At 63.7% G+C, this 16,347-nt stretch carries 13 protein-coding genes and 1 tRNA gene; 7 read left to right on the top strand and 7 right to left on the bottom strand.

Features of this window, described 5'->3' with window-relative positions; all coding sequences use genetic code 11:
• The first annotated feature begins 222 nt into the window (after positions 1-222).
• Both HGQ17_RS09265 and HGQ17_RS09260 read left to right on the top strand, forming a co-directional pair.
• The gene (locus tag HGQ17_RS09265) at positions 223-831 is read left to right on the top strand and encodes a YitT family protein (protein WP_324615242.1); all 609 of its coding nucleotides are present in this window, start codon (positions 223-225) and stop codon (positions 829-831) included.
• 4 nt (positions 832-835) lie between these two features.
• The gene (locus HGQ17_RS09260) at positions 836-1,384 is read left to right on the top strand and encodes a GNAT family N-acetyltransferase (RefSeq protein WP_168887655.1); all 549 of its coding nucleotides are present in this window, start codon (positions 836-838) and stop codon (positions 1,382-1,384) included.
• Positions 1,385-1,524: 140 nt separating this feature from the next.
• Here the strand turns inward: HGQ17_RS09260 and HGQ17_RS09255 are convergent.
• Together HGQ17_RS09255 and HGQ17_RS09250 are read right to left on the bottom strand one after the other, a co-directional pair.
• A tRNA-His gene (locus tag HGQ17_RS09255) sits at positions 1,525-1,597 on the bottom strand.
• Positions 1,598-1,682: 85 nt separating this feature from the next.
• Entirely contained in the window at positions 1,683-2,759 is a 1,077-nt protein-coding gene (locus tag HGQ17_RS09250) for an NADH:flavin oxidoreductase/NADH oxidase (RefSeq protein WP_168887654.1), read from the bottom strand.
• Between the two features lie 122 nt (positions 2,760-2,881).
• On the opposite strand from HGQ17_RS09250, the gene HGQ17_RS09245 reads away from it, so the two are divergent.
• Positions 2,882-4,159 carry an arginine deiminase gene (locus tag HGQ17_RS09245; protein ID WP_211090561.1) on the top strand — a complete coding sequence of 426 codons (1,278 nt, stop codon included), beginning with the start codon at positions 2,882-2,884 and terminating at the stop codon, positions 4,157-4,159.
• Here HGQ17_RS09245 and HGQ17_RS09240 read toward each other — a convergent pair.
• Positions 4,144-4,998: a LysR family transcriptional regulator gene (locus HGQ17_RS09240; RefSeq protein ID WP_168887653.1), complete on the bottom strand. Its 855-nt coding sequence runs from the start codon at positions 4,996-4,998 to the stop codon at positions 4,144-4,146. The genes HGQ17_RS09245 and HGQ17_RS09240 overlap by 16 nt on opposite strands.
• Positions 4,999-5,067: 69 nt before the next feature.
• Here HGQ17_RS09240 and HGQ17_RS09235 point away from each other — a divergent pair, with 69 nt between their 5' ends.
• On the top strand, positions 5,068-6,024 hold the full coding sequence (locus HGQ17_RS09235) for an EamA family transporter (protein ID WP_324615241.1): 957 nt from the start codon (positions 5,068-5,070) through the stop codon (positions 6,022-6,024).
• Positions 6,025-6,234: 210 nt separating this feature from the next.
• Positions 6,235-6,981 (top strand): transglycosylase family protein, encoded by a 747-nt coding sequence (locus tag HGQ17_RS15720; RefSeq protein WP_168887652.1) that lies wholly within the window; start codon positions 6,235-6,237, stop codon positions 6,979-6,981.
• Here HGQ17_RS15720 and HGQ17_RS09225 read toward each other — a convergent pair.
• From HGQ17_RS09225 to leuS, 4 genes are all read right to left on the bottom strand, one after another.
• On the bottom strand, positions 6,962-9,466 hold the full coding sequence (locus tag HGQ17_RS09225) for a ComEC/Rec2 family competence protein (protein WP_168887651.1): 2,505 nt from the start codon (positions 9,464-9,466) through the stop codon (positions 6,962-6,964). The genes HGQ17_RS15720 and HGQ17_RS09225 overlap by 20 nt on opposite strands.
• Positions 9,463-10,263, bottom strand: a complete 801-nt coding sequence (locus HGQ17_RS09220) for a ComEA family DNA-binding protein (protein WP_168887650.1) — start codon at positions 10,261-10,263, stop codon at positions 9,463-9,465. The genes HGQ17_RS09225 and HGQ17_RS09220 overlap by 4 nt, the downstream gene beginning before the upstream one ends.
• A 127-nt stretch (positions 10,264-10,390) precedes the next feature.
• Positions 10,391-11,449, bottom strand: a complete 1,059-nt coding sequence (locus tag HGQ17_RS09215; RefSeq protein WP_168887649.1) for a DegV family protein — start codon at positions 11,447-11,449, stop codon at positions 10,391-10,393.
• A gap of 48 nt (positions 11,450-11,497) precedes the next feature.
• Complete coding sequence (gene leuS, locus HGQ17_RS09210; RefSeq protein ID WP_211090560.1) at positions 11,498-13,987, bottom strand: leucine--tRNA ligase; 2,490 nt, start codon at positions 13,985-13,987, stop codon at positions 11,498-11,500.
• 34 nt (positions 13,988-14,021) lie between these two features.
• Between leuS and HGQ17_RS09205 the strand changes: the two genes are divergently transcribed.
• Both HGQ17_RS09205 and HGQ17_RS09200 read left to right on the top strand, forming a co-directional pair.
• On the top strand, positions 14,022-15,041 hold the full coding sequence (locus HGQ17_RS09205) for an alpha/beta fold hydrolase (RefSeq protein WP_267873178.1): 1,020 nt from the start codon (positions 14,022-14,024) through the stop codon (positions 15,039-15,041).
• 46 nt (positions 15,042-15,087) lie between these two features.
• Positions 15,088-16,347 carry a Zn-dependent hydrolase gene (locus HGQ17_RS09200; RefSeq protein ID WP_168887647.1) on the top strand — a complete coding sequence of 420 codons (1,260 nt, stop codon included), beginning with the start codon at positions 15,088-15,090 and terminating at the stop codon, positions 16,345-16,347.

Below are 16,347 nucleotides of genomic sequence, written 5' to 3'. Positions count from 1 at the left end.
TATCCAGCCACCGCCACGCCGCTGCTCCCCGTCCCTGCCTCTACACCCTCAAATACGAAGAGCCCTTTAAACTAGCTCAGGAGAGCGAACTGGGGGCGAAGAGGCTATTTCCCGGACTTCTGAGGACAACTTCACGCAGCAGAAACCCTCCTCACTGTTTCTGCAGGGGTCTCCCCACGCATAAAATCTTCCCGAAACATTGAGCGCAGTACTCTATTGGTCGTGCCCAATGAGCCTTCTAAGATTCCACACTCCCCTGCCGAGGATGTCCTTGGCGTATTTATCGGCACCTTTATGGCGGCCATGGGGCTGTATCTTCTCGAACAGGCGGATGCCGTCACCGGTGGCACTGCGGGCCTGGCCCTACTGCTGACTCATGCCACTCCACTGAGCTTTGCGGCACTGTTCCTACTGGTCAATGTCCCATTCTTCGCCTTGGCCCTGTGGCGCAAGGGCTGGAAGTTCACCCTCAAGACCATTGTCTGCGTGGGAATTGTCTCCGGGTTCACCGTGATCTGCGAGATGTACTTCCCGGTCCCGGATATGCACGCGGTCTTTGGTGTGGTCGCCGGCAATGTTCTGGTGGGGATGGCTCTGCTGGCTGTTTTCCGTCATGGAGCAAGTTTGGGCGGGTTCAATATCCTGGCCCTCATTGCCCAGGAGCAGTTCAAGATGCGGGCCGGTTATGTGCAGATGAGCCTGGATGTCACCGTGGTGCTCTTGGCTTTGACAGTGATCGCTCCCCAGGGCGTTCTGCTGTCGGCTTTCGGTGCGGTGATTATGAACATCATCCTGGCCTTCAACCACCGACCCGGCCGGTACAGGGCATAAACCCATGAGCGATTCCACCCCTGCGCGGATCCGCCGCCTCTCCCCTGCTGATGATGCGGATATTCTTGCGGCCTTCACTGTGGATACGGAGATGGAGCGTCAGGGCGATGTCACGGACCTCGCATCTGCTGCGAAGTACCGCGAGTTCCTCACCAATGGGGATGAGGGAAACTGCGGTTTTGCCGTGGAAATTGATGGTCGCTGCGCCGGGATTGTCGGCATCAATGGTGCGACCCAGCATCGTCTGGGCTGGTTCTTCTACTGGATGCATCCCGATTTCCGGGGCCGCGGACTGACTGGGCGAGCTGCTGCCACCGTTGCCAACTGGGCTCTCAGTGAGGGTAGCTTCGACCGACTAGAGCTCGGCCACCGGGTAAACAACCCTGCCTCCGGCGCCGTGGCCACCGCAGCGGGTTTCATCCACGAGGGCACCGAACGTCAGAAATTCCTCATCGATGGCCAGCGGATCGATGTCTTCACCTACGGAAGGCTCTCCACGGACCCCGTTCCGGAAACCCTCCCACTGCCAGGCCTCGGTTCAGCTGTCGATTAACAGTCGTCGGCGAGGGGCGGCTCCCTTGCCGAGAGCACACCCCTCGCTGACTTTATGACCTGGACCGGGCAACAGGAGTGCCGGATACACAAAAATGCCGCCGACCAGGATTTCTTCCGGTCGGCGGCATTTTCCTTCGGGGTGAGCGACGGGGCTTGAACCCGCGACCCTCGCGACCACAACGCGATGCTCTACCAGCTGAGCTACGCCCACCACGTGCTTTGGGGCGAGCCCCGAAAGCAACCAATACATAGTACACCTTCAGTGACCCGGAAGGCACATCGAGCGTCTATGTGTCCTACCGGTAGGCCCGTTCGTACTGTCCCGGCAGGTAATCAACGCTATGGCCCAGCTCCTGAGCTGCCCTCAGCGGGAAGTGCGGATCCCGCAGCGCCTCCCGTCCGATCAGCACGACATCGGCCTGACCGGTGGCCAGAATATGCTCAGCCTGAATGGGTTCAGTGATCAGCCCGACAGCGGCAACGGGAATCTGGGCCTCACTCCGAATCCGATCTGCGAAGGGCACCTGATACCCCGGGCTCAGCGGGATCCGTGCCCGCTCGTTACCGCCGGAGGAGACATCAATGAGATCCACGCCGGACTCACGCAACCAGCCGGACACCTCAACAACTTCGTCCACACTCAGCCCCTCATCCAGCCAATCGGTGGCCGAGACACGGACCAGCAGCGGAACGTGCTGACCGATGCGAGCGCGGACAGCCTCCACCACCTCCAACAGGAACCGGGCACGGTTGGCCAGGGAGCCGCCGTAGTCGTCGTCGCGCTTATTGCTCAGCGGTGAGAGGAACTCATGCAGGAGATACCCATGTGCGGCGTGGACCTCCATGAGATCAAACCCTGCGCGCAGGGCACGCTCTGCCGAATCAGCGAAAGCCTCTACCAGTTGGGCAATACCGTCTGTGCTCAGGGCCTGGGGTTCGGCCAGTCCCGGATAGGCCACTGCGGAGGGCCCCACAGTGGTCCAGCCACCTTCGGTCTCGGGCACACTGCCGGTCTGCTCCTCGCCCCATGGGCGGTAGGTGGAACCCTTGCGACCGGCGTGAGCCAGTTGAATCCCGGCAGCCGCGCCCTGAGAATGCATGAAATCTACGATCCGAGCCAGGGCCTTCTCCTGCTCGTCATTCCAGAGACCGAGGTCCTCCGGGGCGATCCGCCCCTCGGGTGTCACACCGGTGGCCTCGGTGATCACCGCACCTGCTCCTCCCCTGGCCAGTGATCCCAGGTGAGCGAGGTGCCAATCGGTGGCCACGCCGTCGCGGGCTTCGGCTGAGTACTGGCACATGGCCGGAATCCATACGCGATTGCGAATGGTCAGCTCGCGGAGGGTGATCGGTTCGAAGAGCTTGGGCGACATTCAGCTTCCTTCATCTCTGGCTTGCAGATCCACTAGTACTCAATCACCGAGAGGCTCCTGTGATTCCCGCCGTCCACATTTTGGATACTGCTTCCCCCAACCCCGGGGTGGGATGTGTAAGCATGAGCGACATGAATCCTCGCCCTTCAACTACTGCACCCTTCGTCGGCTCCGAGGTCGGCCAGCTCCGCCAGGTGATCGTCCACCGTCCTGGAACCGAGCTGCTGCGCCTGACCCCGGAGACCAAGGATGAGCTGCTCTTCGATGATCTGCTCTGGGTCCGCCGGGCTCAGGAGGAGCATGATCAGTTCTCCCAGGCTCTCTCTGAGGCCGGGGCGGAGGTGCTGCACCTGGATCAGCTGCTGCGTGAGACTCTGGCCGTGCCGGAGGCCAAGTCATTTGTGCTGGACCAGACATTCGATGAGCGTCTGCACGGCCCCGCTGCCGCCCCGGTGCTGCGCGATGTCGCCGAAGGGCTGGACCCCGGCGCCCTGGCGGAGCTGGTCATCGGCGGCCTGACCAAACGGGAGCTCCTTGAGCTCACCGATGAGCCGCGCTCAGTGGTGCTGCATTCGCTGGGCCCCGATGATCTTGTGGTCCCGCCGCTGCCGAACCACCTCTTCGCCCGGGATGCCTCCTGCTGGGTCTATGACGGGGTCGCGGTGAACTCCATGCAGAAACCAGCCCGGATGCGCGAGACCGTCACCTATGAGGCGATCTACCGCTGGCATCCACAGTTCGCAGAGACCAGTTTCAACCGCTGGTCGGATGGGCTCGACGACGGCCGGGCCACTGTTGAGGGCGGTGATGTCCTGGTCATCGGCAATGGTGCCGTCCTGGTGGGTATGAGTGAGCGGACCACAGCCCAGGGAGTCGAACGCCTGGCCAAGCGGCTCTTCGCCGCCGGCTCAGCAGACCGAGTGGTTGCTCTGGATCTGCCCAAGCAGCGTTCCTTCATGCATCTGGACACGGTGATGACCATGGTCGATGAACGCTCCTTCATCGAATACGCCGGTCTCGGGGAGCTCGCCTCCTACACGATCACCCCGCGTGGGGAGAGTGAGCTCAATATTGCCGATCACGCCCCGGGCCAGGCCCACCGGGCGATCGCAGAGGCGCTGGGTCTGCATGGGCTGCGGATCCTGACTGCTGAACAGGATGTGCATTCAGCTGCCCGGGAGCAGTGGGATGACGGCTGTAATGCGCTGGCGGTGGCCCCCGGTGTGGTCATCACCTATGACCGGACTCCGACCTCGAATGCGTTCCTGCGCGAGTCCGGGGTCGAAGTCATTGAGGTCCCAGGCGGTGAGCTGGGCCGCGGGCGGGGCGGGCCGCGCTGTATGAGCTGCCCGACCCTTCGTGAACCCCTGGGCTCCTCAGCGACTCAGGCCGCAGCGTAGAGCTCGGCCAGCAGGGCACGCAGCTCAGCCAACGACGCCGTATCCTCACCTCGGTGCCAGGTGATCCAGACGCCCAGGGGTGGGGCATCAGTGATGACCTTGTATTTGATCCCGGAGCGCTGATGCTGGTGGGCGGTGGCCTCGGAACTGACCCCGAGCCCCCGGCCTGCTGCAATGGCATCGAGCCATTCGTCCACTGAACTCACATCGGCTGAGACATAGGGCCTGCGGCCTTCTGGCCAGAGTTCCGGGGTTGTGGTCCCGGCCCGGGTATCGGCGATCAGCGGGCGGCCGGCGAAGTCTCTCATTCGCAGCACCCGTCGTCGGACCCAGGGGTCGTCCTCGGGGAAGCAGGCCACCCGGCGCTCGGTGCCCACCAGAACGGAACTGAATCTGCCGGGATCCGGCTCGGTGCGCGTGATGGCAGCATCCACTAGGCCCTCACCGAGTCCGGCCAGCGCACCTGTGGCCCGGACGAAGGCGAGCTCCCCTTGGGGATGCAGTCTCTTCCAGCGGCGGTGCAGTGCGGTGGTGTGTTTACCCGCCCCAGCCCAGGCATAGCCGATTCGGAGTCGGCCCTGGCCACGCGCCTCGGCCTCCATCTGTTCGGCAAGCTGCAGCAGACGCCGCCCCTTGGTGACAGCCCGTTGGCCTTCGGCAGTCAGTACCGTATCCCGGGGCTGCCGGCGCACCAGCAGCACACCCCAGGCATCTTCGAGACTCTTCAGAGTTCGGGAGACCTGGGCCTGGCTGACCCCGAGGGCCGCTGCGGCATCGGTGAGACTGCCATGATCGGCGATGGCCGCAAGAGTGCGGATATGCCGAAGCTCCCAGGACATGCATCAAGCGTATATCAGTGCACAGACTTGCATTATGTGCATAACATTTTGCGCGGGAAGATGAAGGACGTGAGTGATCGAACCCCGCAGTCCACAGGGAAACCAGAGAATTCCGCCAGCGGATTCGCGCTGATGGCAACTGCCGCCTGCAGCAGCCAGACCGGCGCTGCTTTCGGCTCCCGTGCTTTTGATTCACTCGGGCCGGTCGGTGTGGTCGCAGTGCGCCAGATCGTGGCTGCGGTGATCCTCGCGGTAATCTCCCGGCCACGACTGTGGCAGTTCACCCGCTCCCAATGGGGCCCGATCATCCTGTTGGCCCTGATCTTCGCGGTGATGAACACTGCGCTCTACGCCTCAATCAGCCGAGTGGGCCTGGGTATGGCAGTGACCCTGGAGTTCCTCGGCCCCCTGGCTGTGGCCATCGGCTCTTCCCGGCGCCTACGTGACGGGATCGGGGCTCTGCTTGCCCTCGGCGGGGTGGTCCTGCTGACCCAGCCGGGCCCCACCAGTGATTTTCTCGGCATCGGGCTTGGACTCTTGGCCGGTGTCTGCTGGGCCGGCTATATCCTCACCAATCGTGTGGTGGGGCGCCGGATCCCTGGGGTCCAGGGGGCCGCAGCTGCCACGATCCTTTCGGCAACGGGGATGCTGCCGGCCGTCGTCGTGATCATCTACAGTTTCCAGCCGCCCTGGCAGGCCTATGTCTTTGCTCTGCTGGCAGGACTGTTCTCCACTGCTGTGCCCTATGCCCTGGACCTCATTGTGCTGCGACGAATCTCGCCTCTGATCTTCGGGCTGGGCATGTCACTGCATCCGTTCTTCGCCGCATTGATCGGCATGGTCTTCCTCGGCGAAGCGCTGGGAGTTCTAGCCTGGTCAGGAATCGCCCTGGTCATCGCCGCGAACACAGTGACCCTCCTGGGGTCCCGCGGCGAGCCTGAGCCGGTCACGGCCAGCCTGGATCTGCAAACCGGGGCACATGCTGTAGTTCCAGCACCTGATTCACATAAAACTCACAGAAACTAAGATCACAGCTTGATAACGAAGCTAGATCCGCATGATTCCGGGGTTTTTGACCTGAGAGACCCCCTGATTCCCCGGTTGACGTGACCGTTCCGAGACTCTTTACTGGAGTGCGGCAAAACTTCTGTGATGTTTACGTGACCTACCGCGCGTTCCCATCGCGTCATGAAGTACAGATTCAGAACTCTCGACTAAGTGAGGAATAAGGCACTAATGAAGACTCAAAAGACTTTCAAGCGGATCGTGGGCGGCTCCATGGCTGCCGCAGTCCTGGCCGGCGGCGCAGTGGTCGCTCAGGCCCCCGTTGCAAACGCCCAGAGCGACTGGGACCGGCTGGCCGAGTGCGAGTCCGGGGGCAACTGGTCCATCAACACCGGTAACGGCTTCTACGGTGGACTGCAGTTCATGAAGGCCACCTGGGACTCCATGGGCGGCCAGCAGTACGCCGAGTACCCCCACCAGGCCACCCGTGAGCAGCAGATCGCCGTAGCCACTGAACTTCAGGCCCGCTACGGCTGGGGCCAGTGGCCATCCTGCTCCGCACAGCTCGGCCTTTCCGGCTCGCCCAGTGGCGGCGGCGGAAACACCTCTTCTGGCAACAGCGGTTCTTCTGACTCCGGCAGCAACGCGAGCAGCGAGAACCAGCAGACTGAATCCCAGCAGAACCAGCAGTCTCAGCAGCAGAGCCAGCCGCAGCAGCAGGAGACTCAGCAGGAAGCTCCCCAGGAGCAGCCCCAGGCTGAGACCCCTGCCCCGGCCGCTGCGGAGTTCTCCGCTGAGCCGAACACTGACGTTGAGGTCTCCGATGAGACCTACACCATCGAGTCCGGTGACTCCCTGGCCTCCATCGCCGAGGAGCTGGACCTCGACTGGGAGGACCTCTGGGGCGCCAACGCCGAGGAGATCGAGGATCCTAACCTCATCTACGTCGGCGATGAGCTCAAGCTGCCCGTCGTTTAGTCCGAGGAAGACGACGAGGAGTAAGCTCCCCGCCCTCAGCCGCAAGGCTGAACACAACGGTCCCGTGCAGATCTGTGCGGTACACCCCGGCACCGAGTGCCTCGAGGGATTCGAGAATCTCGGCAGCCGGGTGACCGTATGTGTTGTCCTCACCAACTCCAATCAGCGCCACGGTGGGCTGAGTCCGTTCAAGGATCTCAGTACCGCCATTGGCTGCTCCATGGTGTGAGACTTTCAAAACATCGACCTCCGCCGGTAGGGCATCACGGGTGATCATGAGTCCCGTGACCTCTTCCTCGAGGTCACCCATCGCCAGTAGGCGCAGCGGATTGTTCGCGGATCCGACTGCGCCTACTGGCGTTTTGGCATCCCAGAGGTCAAAACTGACCACTAGGGAGTTGTCATTGGGGTTGGGGTACCAGTCGGCGGCCGCCCAGATCTCCCAGCTGAGCGGATACTGTCCCTCATGGATACCCTCCTGCCCCACCTCAGCTCGCAGCTCAGGCAGTTCCTCGAACTCCAATGCCTCCGATGGCGCCCATCCCGCTGAGGCCGAATAGAGAACAGTCTCCACGTCAGCGGCCGCCAGCACTCCGGGTGTCCCGCCATAATGGTCGGCGTGATCATGAGTGATCATCAGGATCTGCACCTGCTCCACCGCCAACTGGTTCAGACACCGTTGCGCCTCAGCAGGCTCCTGCCCCGCATCGACCACAATCCCACTCTGCTCCGCGGTACGGATGACCAACATATGCCCCTGCCCCACATCGCAGAGCGCCAGGCGCCAGTCCTCGGGCAGACCACGGCCGAGTATCCCGGCCATCAACATCTGACCGGGTACCACCACGGCGATGAGGCCACCTGCTGTGCAGCTGAGCAGCAGTCGCTGCCCGCGACCGCCCAGGGACCCAGTGATCACGGCCCGGCAGATGAGCACCGCCGCCGCCGTGTAGATCCCCGCTAAGACCCATCCCAGAACTCCCTGTGGCCAGGGTGCCAGTGCCTGCGGCAAGGCAGCCGCCGAATGACCGATCAGGGCAATGGCTGCTGCGGGGAAGCCGGCCAGCCACAGCAGAGCCTGTGAGACCCAGGGCAAGGCCGTGGAGATCACAGCTGCTGCGGTGCCGGGGACGGTGACCAGGGGCAGCAGAGGCCCGGCCAGGATATTGGCGGGGATACTGTAGAGGGTGATCCCCTCAGCCAGCGGTAAGAGCACCGGGGTGACGAACAACTGGGCGGAGCTGGCAAGGGCCAGCGGGGCGGCGATGAAGCCTGGCAGCCAGCGCTGGAAGTAGAGGTTCAGCCTCGCTCCGACGAGCACTATGCCAGCCGTTGCGGCCACAGAGAGTTGGAAGGCAGCTTCACGGGCGAACCAAGGGTCGTAGAGAAGCAGCAGGACCACACAGAGGCATAGTAGGGCCGATGAGGTTCTCCCCCGGCCTGCGAAGACCGCCAGCGCCCCGATTCCTCCCATCACGGCAGCACGGATCACGCTCGGTGCCGGCTGCACCAACATCACGAACGTAGCCAGCCCAGCCAGCAGTACCGGGGGTATCCACCAGCGCGGTACGCCGGTGATTCGCATCAGTCCCAGCAGTGCACCCATCACCAATGCGCAGTGTGTCCCGCTGACCACTGTCATATGGGTCAACCCCGATATCCGCATGGCATCGGTGAGCTCAGCCCCCTGTCCTGAGCGATCACCCAATATCACCCCCGGCAGCAGGGCCGGAGCCTCCCCCAGGGTGTGCTGGGACTGCTCCGCTGTGGCCTGCCTCAGCCCGTTGAACCTGTCCATCACCTCAGACCAGAGATCGGGCTCCAGCTGCCGGGGGATTCCCTCAGAGCCGAAGGGGCGCAGCACTGCAGTCACCCGGTCGGTCGATGCGGTCTGTCCGGCCTGCATGAGTCCCCGGTACCTGCTGCCGGCCTCTAGGGGTGCCTGTGCCGCAGTCGTCGATTCCGAGCCAGCTGAGGCGTGATTCTGCGCGGGGAGGATGGCAACCGCTTCGGCTCCGACTGCAGTGAACGTCTCCCCGCCCGGACTGCGGTAGGACAGCACACGCACTGGCAGCCGGACCTGGTCCGTCCCATCGAAACCACGGCTCTGCAGCGGCTGGGCGTCCCCGGTGATGCGCAGAGTGACCTCCACGGGGACATCACTGGCCACGGCATCGGCCCAACCAGATTGGACCCAGCCGTCCTTGGTATTGGCCACCGTGAGCAGTACTGCCGCGGCCACACCGGCACAGAGAACACTATGGGCCAGCAGGGACCGCACGGATATCCCTCTGAGGCGACGGCGGGCGGAGGTCAGCAGCCAACAGCCGATGCCCAGGGCCGCGGCCAGAACCAGCACGGTGGCAGTGACCCGCAGTGCGGTCACAGTGAGCCCCACCCCGAAGAAGGCTGCTGGCCACAGGACCAGCACCGCAGGCAGCAGCCGCAGGTCCAGGGGCTGGGCTTCTTTGATGCTGCGACTCACCAGGTCACCGAATCTGTGATGTTCTCGATAATCGCCGGTCCGATCCCGCTGACTGCAGCCAGCTCCTCCACGGAGCCGAAGTCGCCGTGGGTCTGCCGGTAGGTGATGATGCGTTCGGCAAGTGCTGGACCGATACCGGGCAGCTCTTCCAATTCCTGTGCATCGGCGGTGTTGATGTTGATGGCGGCTTGATCATCCCCCGCTGTCCCGTCATCGGCATCGGGTGCGGTGCCTGCTCCGTTATGGGGCAGCTCGGCGCCCGCACCGGATTCGAGCTCCTCGCTGGTCGGGACATAGATCAGGGTGCCGTCCTGGGCCTCTGCTGCGAGGTTGATGCCCTCTGCGGCGGCTTCATCGGTGAGGCCGCCTGCTGCTTCTACCGCCTCGATGACCCGGGCCCCGTGGTCAAGTTCCACCACCTGGGGTTCGGCCACGCCACCTGCGACATGGACCAGGATAGGGCCTTCGCCGGTGTTGTCCTCGCCCTCAGCAGAGGCGCCGCCGGGGCTTGGCGGCCGGTTCTCCTGCTGTGTCTCCCCGGGGTCGTCCTCCTGGTCCTCCTCACCCAGGGCGGGGGCTTCCGGTAAGGGTTCGGAGCTCGCAGTACGGTCCAACAGCCAGGAGACTGTCATCCAGCTCAGAGCTCCGGCGAGGACGACGAGCACTACTGAGATCCCCAGTCGCAGCCGCACCGGTGATGCGTTCTCCACCTCCCTCTGGGCACGCAGCCGTTCCCGGCGGGTGAAGATTTCCCGATCCTCGGGGAACCCTTCCAGCTCGGGGTCATAGTGCTGCATGCTCTGAGGCTAGAGCTGGACAGGCTGCACAGGACCCAAGGTCCAGACGACTGTGGGCACAGCGGCATGTCGCTACCGTCTAGGGCTGGACTGGGGAAATCCCCAGGAACCAGTCTGTGCGGTAGGTCTAGGAGAGGTAGCCCGGCGGGGTCCGGAGCAGGGGATGCCCGTCTTTGGTGATGGTGATGCCCAATGCCCCCAGTCCGAGGTGTGCGGCCAGGGCAGGAGGAAGTTCTAGCACCGGCACGGGTTCACTGGAATGCGGCTGCAGCTTATCGGCCAGGTCCTGGGCCTGCTGCAGGTTCCCGCAGTACTGGACACCCAACCGGGGTGTATCGGCGGCATCAATCTGCTGGACGTGGCTAATGGCGGCTTCCTGCATCCGCGAGACAGCTCGGTTCATGGAGTGTGTCAGTTCCAAGGGGGCAATCTCCCCCTGCCGCAGCTCCAGGACTGGTTTGATCCGCATCATCGAACCGAATACCGAGGCGATCCGGTTGATGCGGCCTCCTCGGCGCAGCTGTTCCAGACTTGGTACCGCGAATACCGACCGGGAACTTGCCACCATGCCATTGACATTGGCGGTCACCCACTCCAGATCGGCACCGGTACGCGCCTGCATGGCTGCCCAGAGTGCTGCCTGGCCCAGCCCGAGGCCCGCATGATGGGAGTCGACGACATTGACCGGCAGGGGGGCTGATTCCGCGGCGAGCACGGCGGCGTCGTAGGTTCCTGACAGATGCGCGGAGAGGTGGATGGAGACCACTGCGGAGAAGCCTTGCTGGTGCAGCCGTTGATAGACCTGCCCGATCCGCCCGACTGCCGGCCGGGAGGTGCGCACCGGAAGCCCCTGGGCCAGGGCCAGCGGGAGATCACGGCTCAGCTCCGGTGAGTACTCCGGGTACATCTCGGGCCGCTGGTCGCGGTGCCCGCGGTCGATCATCACCGGGATCGGCACGATCTCCAGGTGCTCGCCGAGCACGCCCAGGACAGGCCGGCCGGTGGTGGGGTCCACCGGCAGCCCGCAGGCTGCATCGGTGACCACTGCCACCCGGCCACGCCGTCGGCGCAAACTGGGCCGGACCAGGGTGACATGATGCCGTCTCAGGCCCCGAATGGTTTCCAGCCGGCTGTTCTGAGCCTGGACCCACCGGTTGTTTCTAGCCTCGCCGTCAGTTCTGCTCATGATCTATCCCTGCCTTGGGCCCGATAATCCGGGTGTTTCTCGCAGGGATCAGCCGGTGACGACGTTGACCAGTTTGGGTGCGCGCACAATCACCTTCCGCACACCGCCGTCCTCGGCGATGTAGCGCTGGATCTTCGGCAGCGCCAGGGCCTTCTCCTCCAGTTCGGACTCGCTGATGTCCACCGGGACCTCCAGCTTGTCACGCAGTTTGCCCTTGACCTGGACCACTGCGGTGACGGTGTCCTCGACCAGCAGGGCCTCCTCATAGGAGGGCCAGGTGGAGTTGGACACTGATGCCTGATGGCCCAGCATCTCCCACATATCCTCTGCGGTGTAGGGCGCGGCCAGGGACAGGATCTGTGCGGTGACCTCTGCGGCCTCGCGCACGGCGGGGTCGGCGCCACCGGCCCCAGAGTCGATCTCCTTGCGGGCAGCGTTGACCAGCTCCATGAGACGGGCGACGACGACGTTGTACTTCTGGTCCTCCAGCAGCGCCTGAGCATCAGCGATGGTCCGGTGGGTCACCGCACGCAGGCCCTGAGCACCCGTGGCGGCATCCGCCCCGGGGTCGCTGGAGACGTCCTGGGCCAGTCGCCAGGCACGGGCCAGGAACTTCTGGCTGGCTGCGGGGCTGACATCTGCCCAGTCGACATCGTCCTCCGGTGGGGAGGCGAAGAGCATGGTCAACCGGACCGCGTCGACGCCGAATGCCTCCAGCTGCTCGCCGAGGTTCACGCCATTGCCCAGGGATTTGGACATCGCCTTACCGCCATTGATGACCTGCCCCTGGTTGAGCAGGGCCTTGAATGGTTCGGTGAAGTTCACCAGGCCCATGTCGTAGAGGACCTTGGTGAAGAACCGCGAGTAGAGCAGATGCAGGATGGCATGTTCGACACCGCCGACGTACTGGTCCACCGGCAGCCATTCATTGACCAGTTCGGTGGGGAACGCGGCCTCGGTACTCTGCGGGTCGATATACCGGATGTAGTACCAGGAGGAGTCCACGAAGGTGTCCATGGTATCGGTGTCCCGGGTGGCGGTCTTACCGCACTCCGGGCAGTCCACGGTCACCCAGTCGCTGTTGGAGGCCAACGGCGACTGGCCCTTCGGCGCCAGCTCCTCACCGCGCATATCGGTGGGCAGCTGCACCGGCAACTGATCATCGGGCACCGGCACCTCCCCGCAGTCGGGGCAGTGGATGATCGGGATCGGCGCACCCCAGAACCGCTGGCGGGAGAGCAGCCAGTCGCGCAGCCGGTAGTTCACCTTGGCCTCGCCGGCGCCATCGGCCTCAAGAACCTCGATGGAGCGGGTGATGGCCTCGTCCTTGGCCAGCCCGTCCCATTTCGGGGAGTTGACCGCCACACCTTCACCGGCGGCCGCCTCGCCGCTGACGGCGGGGTTCTCGTTACCGGTATCGACCACCACGTTGACCGGCAGCTCGAATTTCAGGGCGAATTCGAGGTCACGCTGATCGTGAGCGGGCACACCCATCACAGCGCCGGTGCCGTAGTCGGCCAGCACGTAGTCGGCAGCCCAGATCGGGATCTGCTCACCGGTCAGCGGATGCACCGCGTAACGGCCCAGGAAAACTCCGGTCTTCTCCCGGTCGGCGGACTGCCGCTCGATCTCGGAGACCGATTTCAGCTTCTCCCGGTATTCCTCCAGTTCAGCGCGCTGGGCATCGGTGACCAGTTCGGCGGCCAGCTCAGCGTCGGCGGCGACCACCATGAAGGTGACCCCGTAGAGCGTATCGGGCCGGGTGGTGAAGACCTCGATGTCCTCGTAATCTTCGACGCGGAAGCGGACAGAGGCGCCGGTGGATCGGCCGATCCAGTTGCGCTGCATCGCCAGGACTCGTTCGGGCCAGCTGCCTTCGAGCTGTTCCATATCGTCGAGCAGCCGGTCGGCGTAGTCGGTGATCTTGAAGTACCACTGATTCAGGGCCTTCTTGGTGACTGGGGTCTTGCAGCGTTCGCAGACGCCATCGCCGATGACCTGCTCATTGGCCAGCACTGTCTGGCAGGAGGGGCACCAGTTGACCGGGGAGTTCTTCCGGTAGGCCAGGCCGCGTTCGTAGAGTTTCAGGAACAGCCACTGGGTCCAGCGGTAGTAGAGCTCATCGGAGGTGTGCAGCCGGCGGCTCCAGTCAGTGCTGATCGCGTAGCGCTTGAAGCTGGCGGCCTGGGTGTCGATGTTGTTGTATGTCCACTCGGCCGGATGCGCGTTGTTCTTGATCGCGGCGTTCTCGGCCGGCAGTCCGAAGGAGTCCCAGCCGATGGGGTGCAGCACGTTATAGCCGCGCAGCCGCCAGTAGCGGGCCGGCACATCCCCGATGGCGAAGGCCTCGGCGTGACCCATGTGGAGATCCCCGGAGGGGTAGGGGAACATATCGCAGACATATTTCTTGGGCCGGGTGTCGGCCTCATCGACCACAAAGGTCCCGTCCTGCTCCCAGAACGGCAGCCATTTGGCTTCGATCCGCTGGAAGTCATACGAGGGCTTAGCAGTTTCGCTCACAGGTGCGCACCTATCCAAGAGTTCACGGAAAATTCGACTCCCTACAGTCTAGATGTTTCACCGAGTGGATACGCTGGCATGCGTGAGCAAGACAGCGACGACGACGCCGGCCCGTTTCCTGCCGACCCCTTGGGTGAACTATCCACGGCGAGAGGCGAGCGAATCTAGGCTCGATATCCGCCTCGAAACTGCTGGTCAGCAGGTGGGCACCGAGGTGGGTCTTTGGACATACAGTCCTCACCAGGAGAAACGCCCAGCTAAACCGCCGAGGATTCTGCTAATTCATGGCTTTCGTGGCGATCATCACGGGATGCAGCTGATCGCTGATGCGCTGCCGGAGTATGAGGTCTTTGTGCCGGACCTCCCCGGTTATGGGCTGACCCAACCGCTTCGGGGCGCCGATGGCACACGTACTGAGCACACAGTGGAACTGTATGCGAAGTTCGTCGAGGCCTTGGCGGAGAAATTAGGCCTGGGCCCCGGGGATCTGCTGCTGGGGCATTCCTTCGGCACTATTGTCTGTTCGGCCCACGCTGCGCTTCATCGGCGGGAATGGGCGGGTCTGGCCCTGAGTGCACCGGTGACGAATAATGTCTTCGCCGGCCGGCTGCTTCCCGGAGCTGCAGTGGTAGAGCTCTACTATCGGCTCAGCCAGCTGCTGCCCGAGACAGCCGGCAATGCCTTCCTGCGCTCACCGACGATTCTGGAGGTCACCAATGTGACCCTGGGCGTGGGGTGGGACCAGAAGCTCACCGATTACGTGCGGGATCAGCACCGGCAGTTCTTCGGCGGCTACACAGATCGGCAGACCCTCCTGGAGTCCTACCGGGCCTCCAGCCGGTACACCGTGGCAGATTTCGCCGCGCAGATCGATCTGCCCACGCTGCTGCTGCCCGGTGCCAAAGACAATCTGAGCACGGTGGCTGGACGGATGGCCGTCCGGGATGCGCTGCCGCAGGGCCAATTGGAGATCATCCGGGGCTCTGGGCATCTGGTCCATTACGAGAAGCCAGTTCAGGTGGCCAGGGCAGTGCGCCGCTTCGGCCGAGAGGTCGGTGTCACGGGGGCGTAGGATCGCGGAGGAAATAGTTAATCACCCCGCACTCCAGGAGGCTCTTGTGGTCGATGCGCATACTCTTCTGACAGTCAATGAGGACCGGCTGGTCTCTGACCTCGAGGAACTTGGCAGGTTCGGCCGCAACGAGCAGGGCGGGGTGGACCGGGAGTCCTTCTCCCAGACCGATCAAGAGGCCCGCCGGTGGCTGATCAGCCGTTGTCAGGAGGCCGGGCTGGAGGTCCGCACCGACAGCATCGGCAATATGGTCATCTCCTCCCCCGTGCTGGAGGCTGCGGCCCCGGATAAGGCCCCGGTCTGGTCCGGTTCGCATATCGATGCTGTGCCCAATGGTGGGATCTTCGACGGCCCCCTGGGTTCCCTGGCCGCCGTGGAGTGTCTGCGTCGGCTGCATGAGACCCAGACTCCGCTGGCGAGGCCGGTTCAGGCAGTTGTCTTCAGCGATGAGGAGGGCAGCTATGCCTCTCTGCTGGGCTCCACTGCCCTGACCCATGGCTTCACCACTGAACAGCTTTCTGACCTGAGTTCACGCTATGGCCAGCCGCTGGCTGAGGCCCTGCCTGCCGCTGGTGGGGACCTTGCCGGTGCCGCCGAGCTGAAGCTGGCCCCGGGCTCGGTTCATGCCTCAGTGGAGCTGCATATCGAGCAGGGCCCTGTTCTGGAGGAGACGGGCACCCAGATCGGTGTGGTCACCGCGATTGTGACCATGGGTGGTGGCACTGTCCGGTTCACCGGTAAGGCGGATCATGCCGGTACCACTCCCCTGGACCGCCGCCAGGATGCCTCATTGGCCGCCGCCCAGTTCATTCTTGCCCTGCCGCAGAAGGTCAGGGCGATCAGCCCAGATGCGGTGGCCACCACCGGCATCATCCGGGTGGAGCCCAGCAGTGCCAATGTGGTCCCGGAGTCTGTCGAAATCGTGGTGGATTTCCGCGATCCTTCCAGGGAGAAGGCCGAGCAGCTGAAGACCGCGGTTCTGGAAGCTGCTCAGGCTGCTGCCGATGAGCACAGTGTCCGATTCACCGATGGGCTCAAGCCACTGGTGGATGGCGCTGTGATGGACAGTGGTATTCGGCAGGTGATTGCTGAAGTGGCTGCCGGCCATCTGTTCTCCACCATGGATATCCCCTCCGGGGCAGGTCATGATTCACAGAATATGGCCGCCATCGCGCCCACGGGGATGATCTTTGTTCCCAGCACCGGCGGGCACAGCCACAGCCCGGCTGAGCACACTCCTTGGCCGGATGTCATCCGCGGGGCCAATACTCTGCTGGGCACTCTGACTGCCCTGGCGAAGGAGTGA

The sequence above is a fragment of the Nesterenkonia sedimenti genome (genome assembly GCF_012641515.1).
GTDB classification, from domain to species: Bacteria; Actinomycetota; Actinomycetes; order Actinomycetales; family Micrococcaceae; genus Nesterenkonia; species Nesterenkonia sedimenti.
This window is presented reverse-complemented; position numbering and strand designations above follow the sequence as displayed.

Excerpts from the sequence above, each read along its gene's own strand:
- HGQ17_RS09220 (WP_168887650.1), bottom strand. The coding sequence starts at position 10,263 with ATGCAGCACTATGACCCCGAGCTGGAAGGGTTCCCCGAGGATCGGGAA.
- HGQ17_RS09215 (WP_168887649.1), bottom strand. The coding sequence starts at position 11,449 with ATGAGCAGAACTGACGGCGAGGCTAGAAACAACCGGTGGGTCCAGGCT.
- HGQ17_RS15720 (WP_168887652.1), top strand. The coding sequence starts at position 6,235 with ATGAAGACTCAAAAGACTTTCAAGCGGATCGTGGGCGGCTCCATGGCT.
- HGQ17_RS09205 (WP_267873178.1), top strand. The coding sequence starts at position 14,022 with ATGTTTCACCGAGTGGATACGCTGGCATGCGTGAGCAAGACAGCGACG.
- HGQ17_RS09240 (WP_168887653.1), bottom strand. The coding sequence starts at position 4,998 with ATGTCCTGGGAGCTTCGGCATATCCGCACTCTTGCGGCCATCGCCGAT.
- HGQ17_RS09245 (WP_211090561.1), top strand. The coding sequence starts at position 2,882 with ATGAGCGACATGAATCCTCGCCCTTCAACTACTGCACCCTTCGTCGGC.
- HGQ17_RS09250 (WP_168887654.1), bottom strand. The coding sequence starts at position 2,759 with ATGTCGCCCAAGCTCTTCGAACCGATCACCCTCCGCGAGCTGACCATT.
- HGQ17_RS09260 (WP_168887655.1), top strand. The coding sequence starts at position 836 with ATGAGCGATTCCACCCCTGCGCGGATCCGCCGCCTCTCCCCTGCTGAT.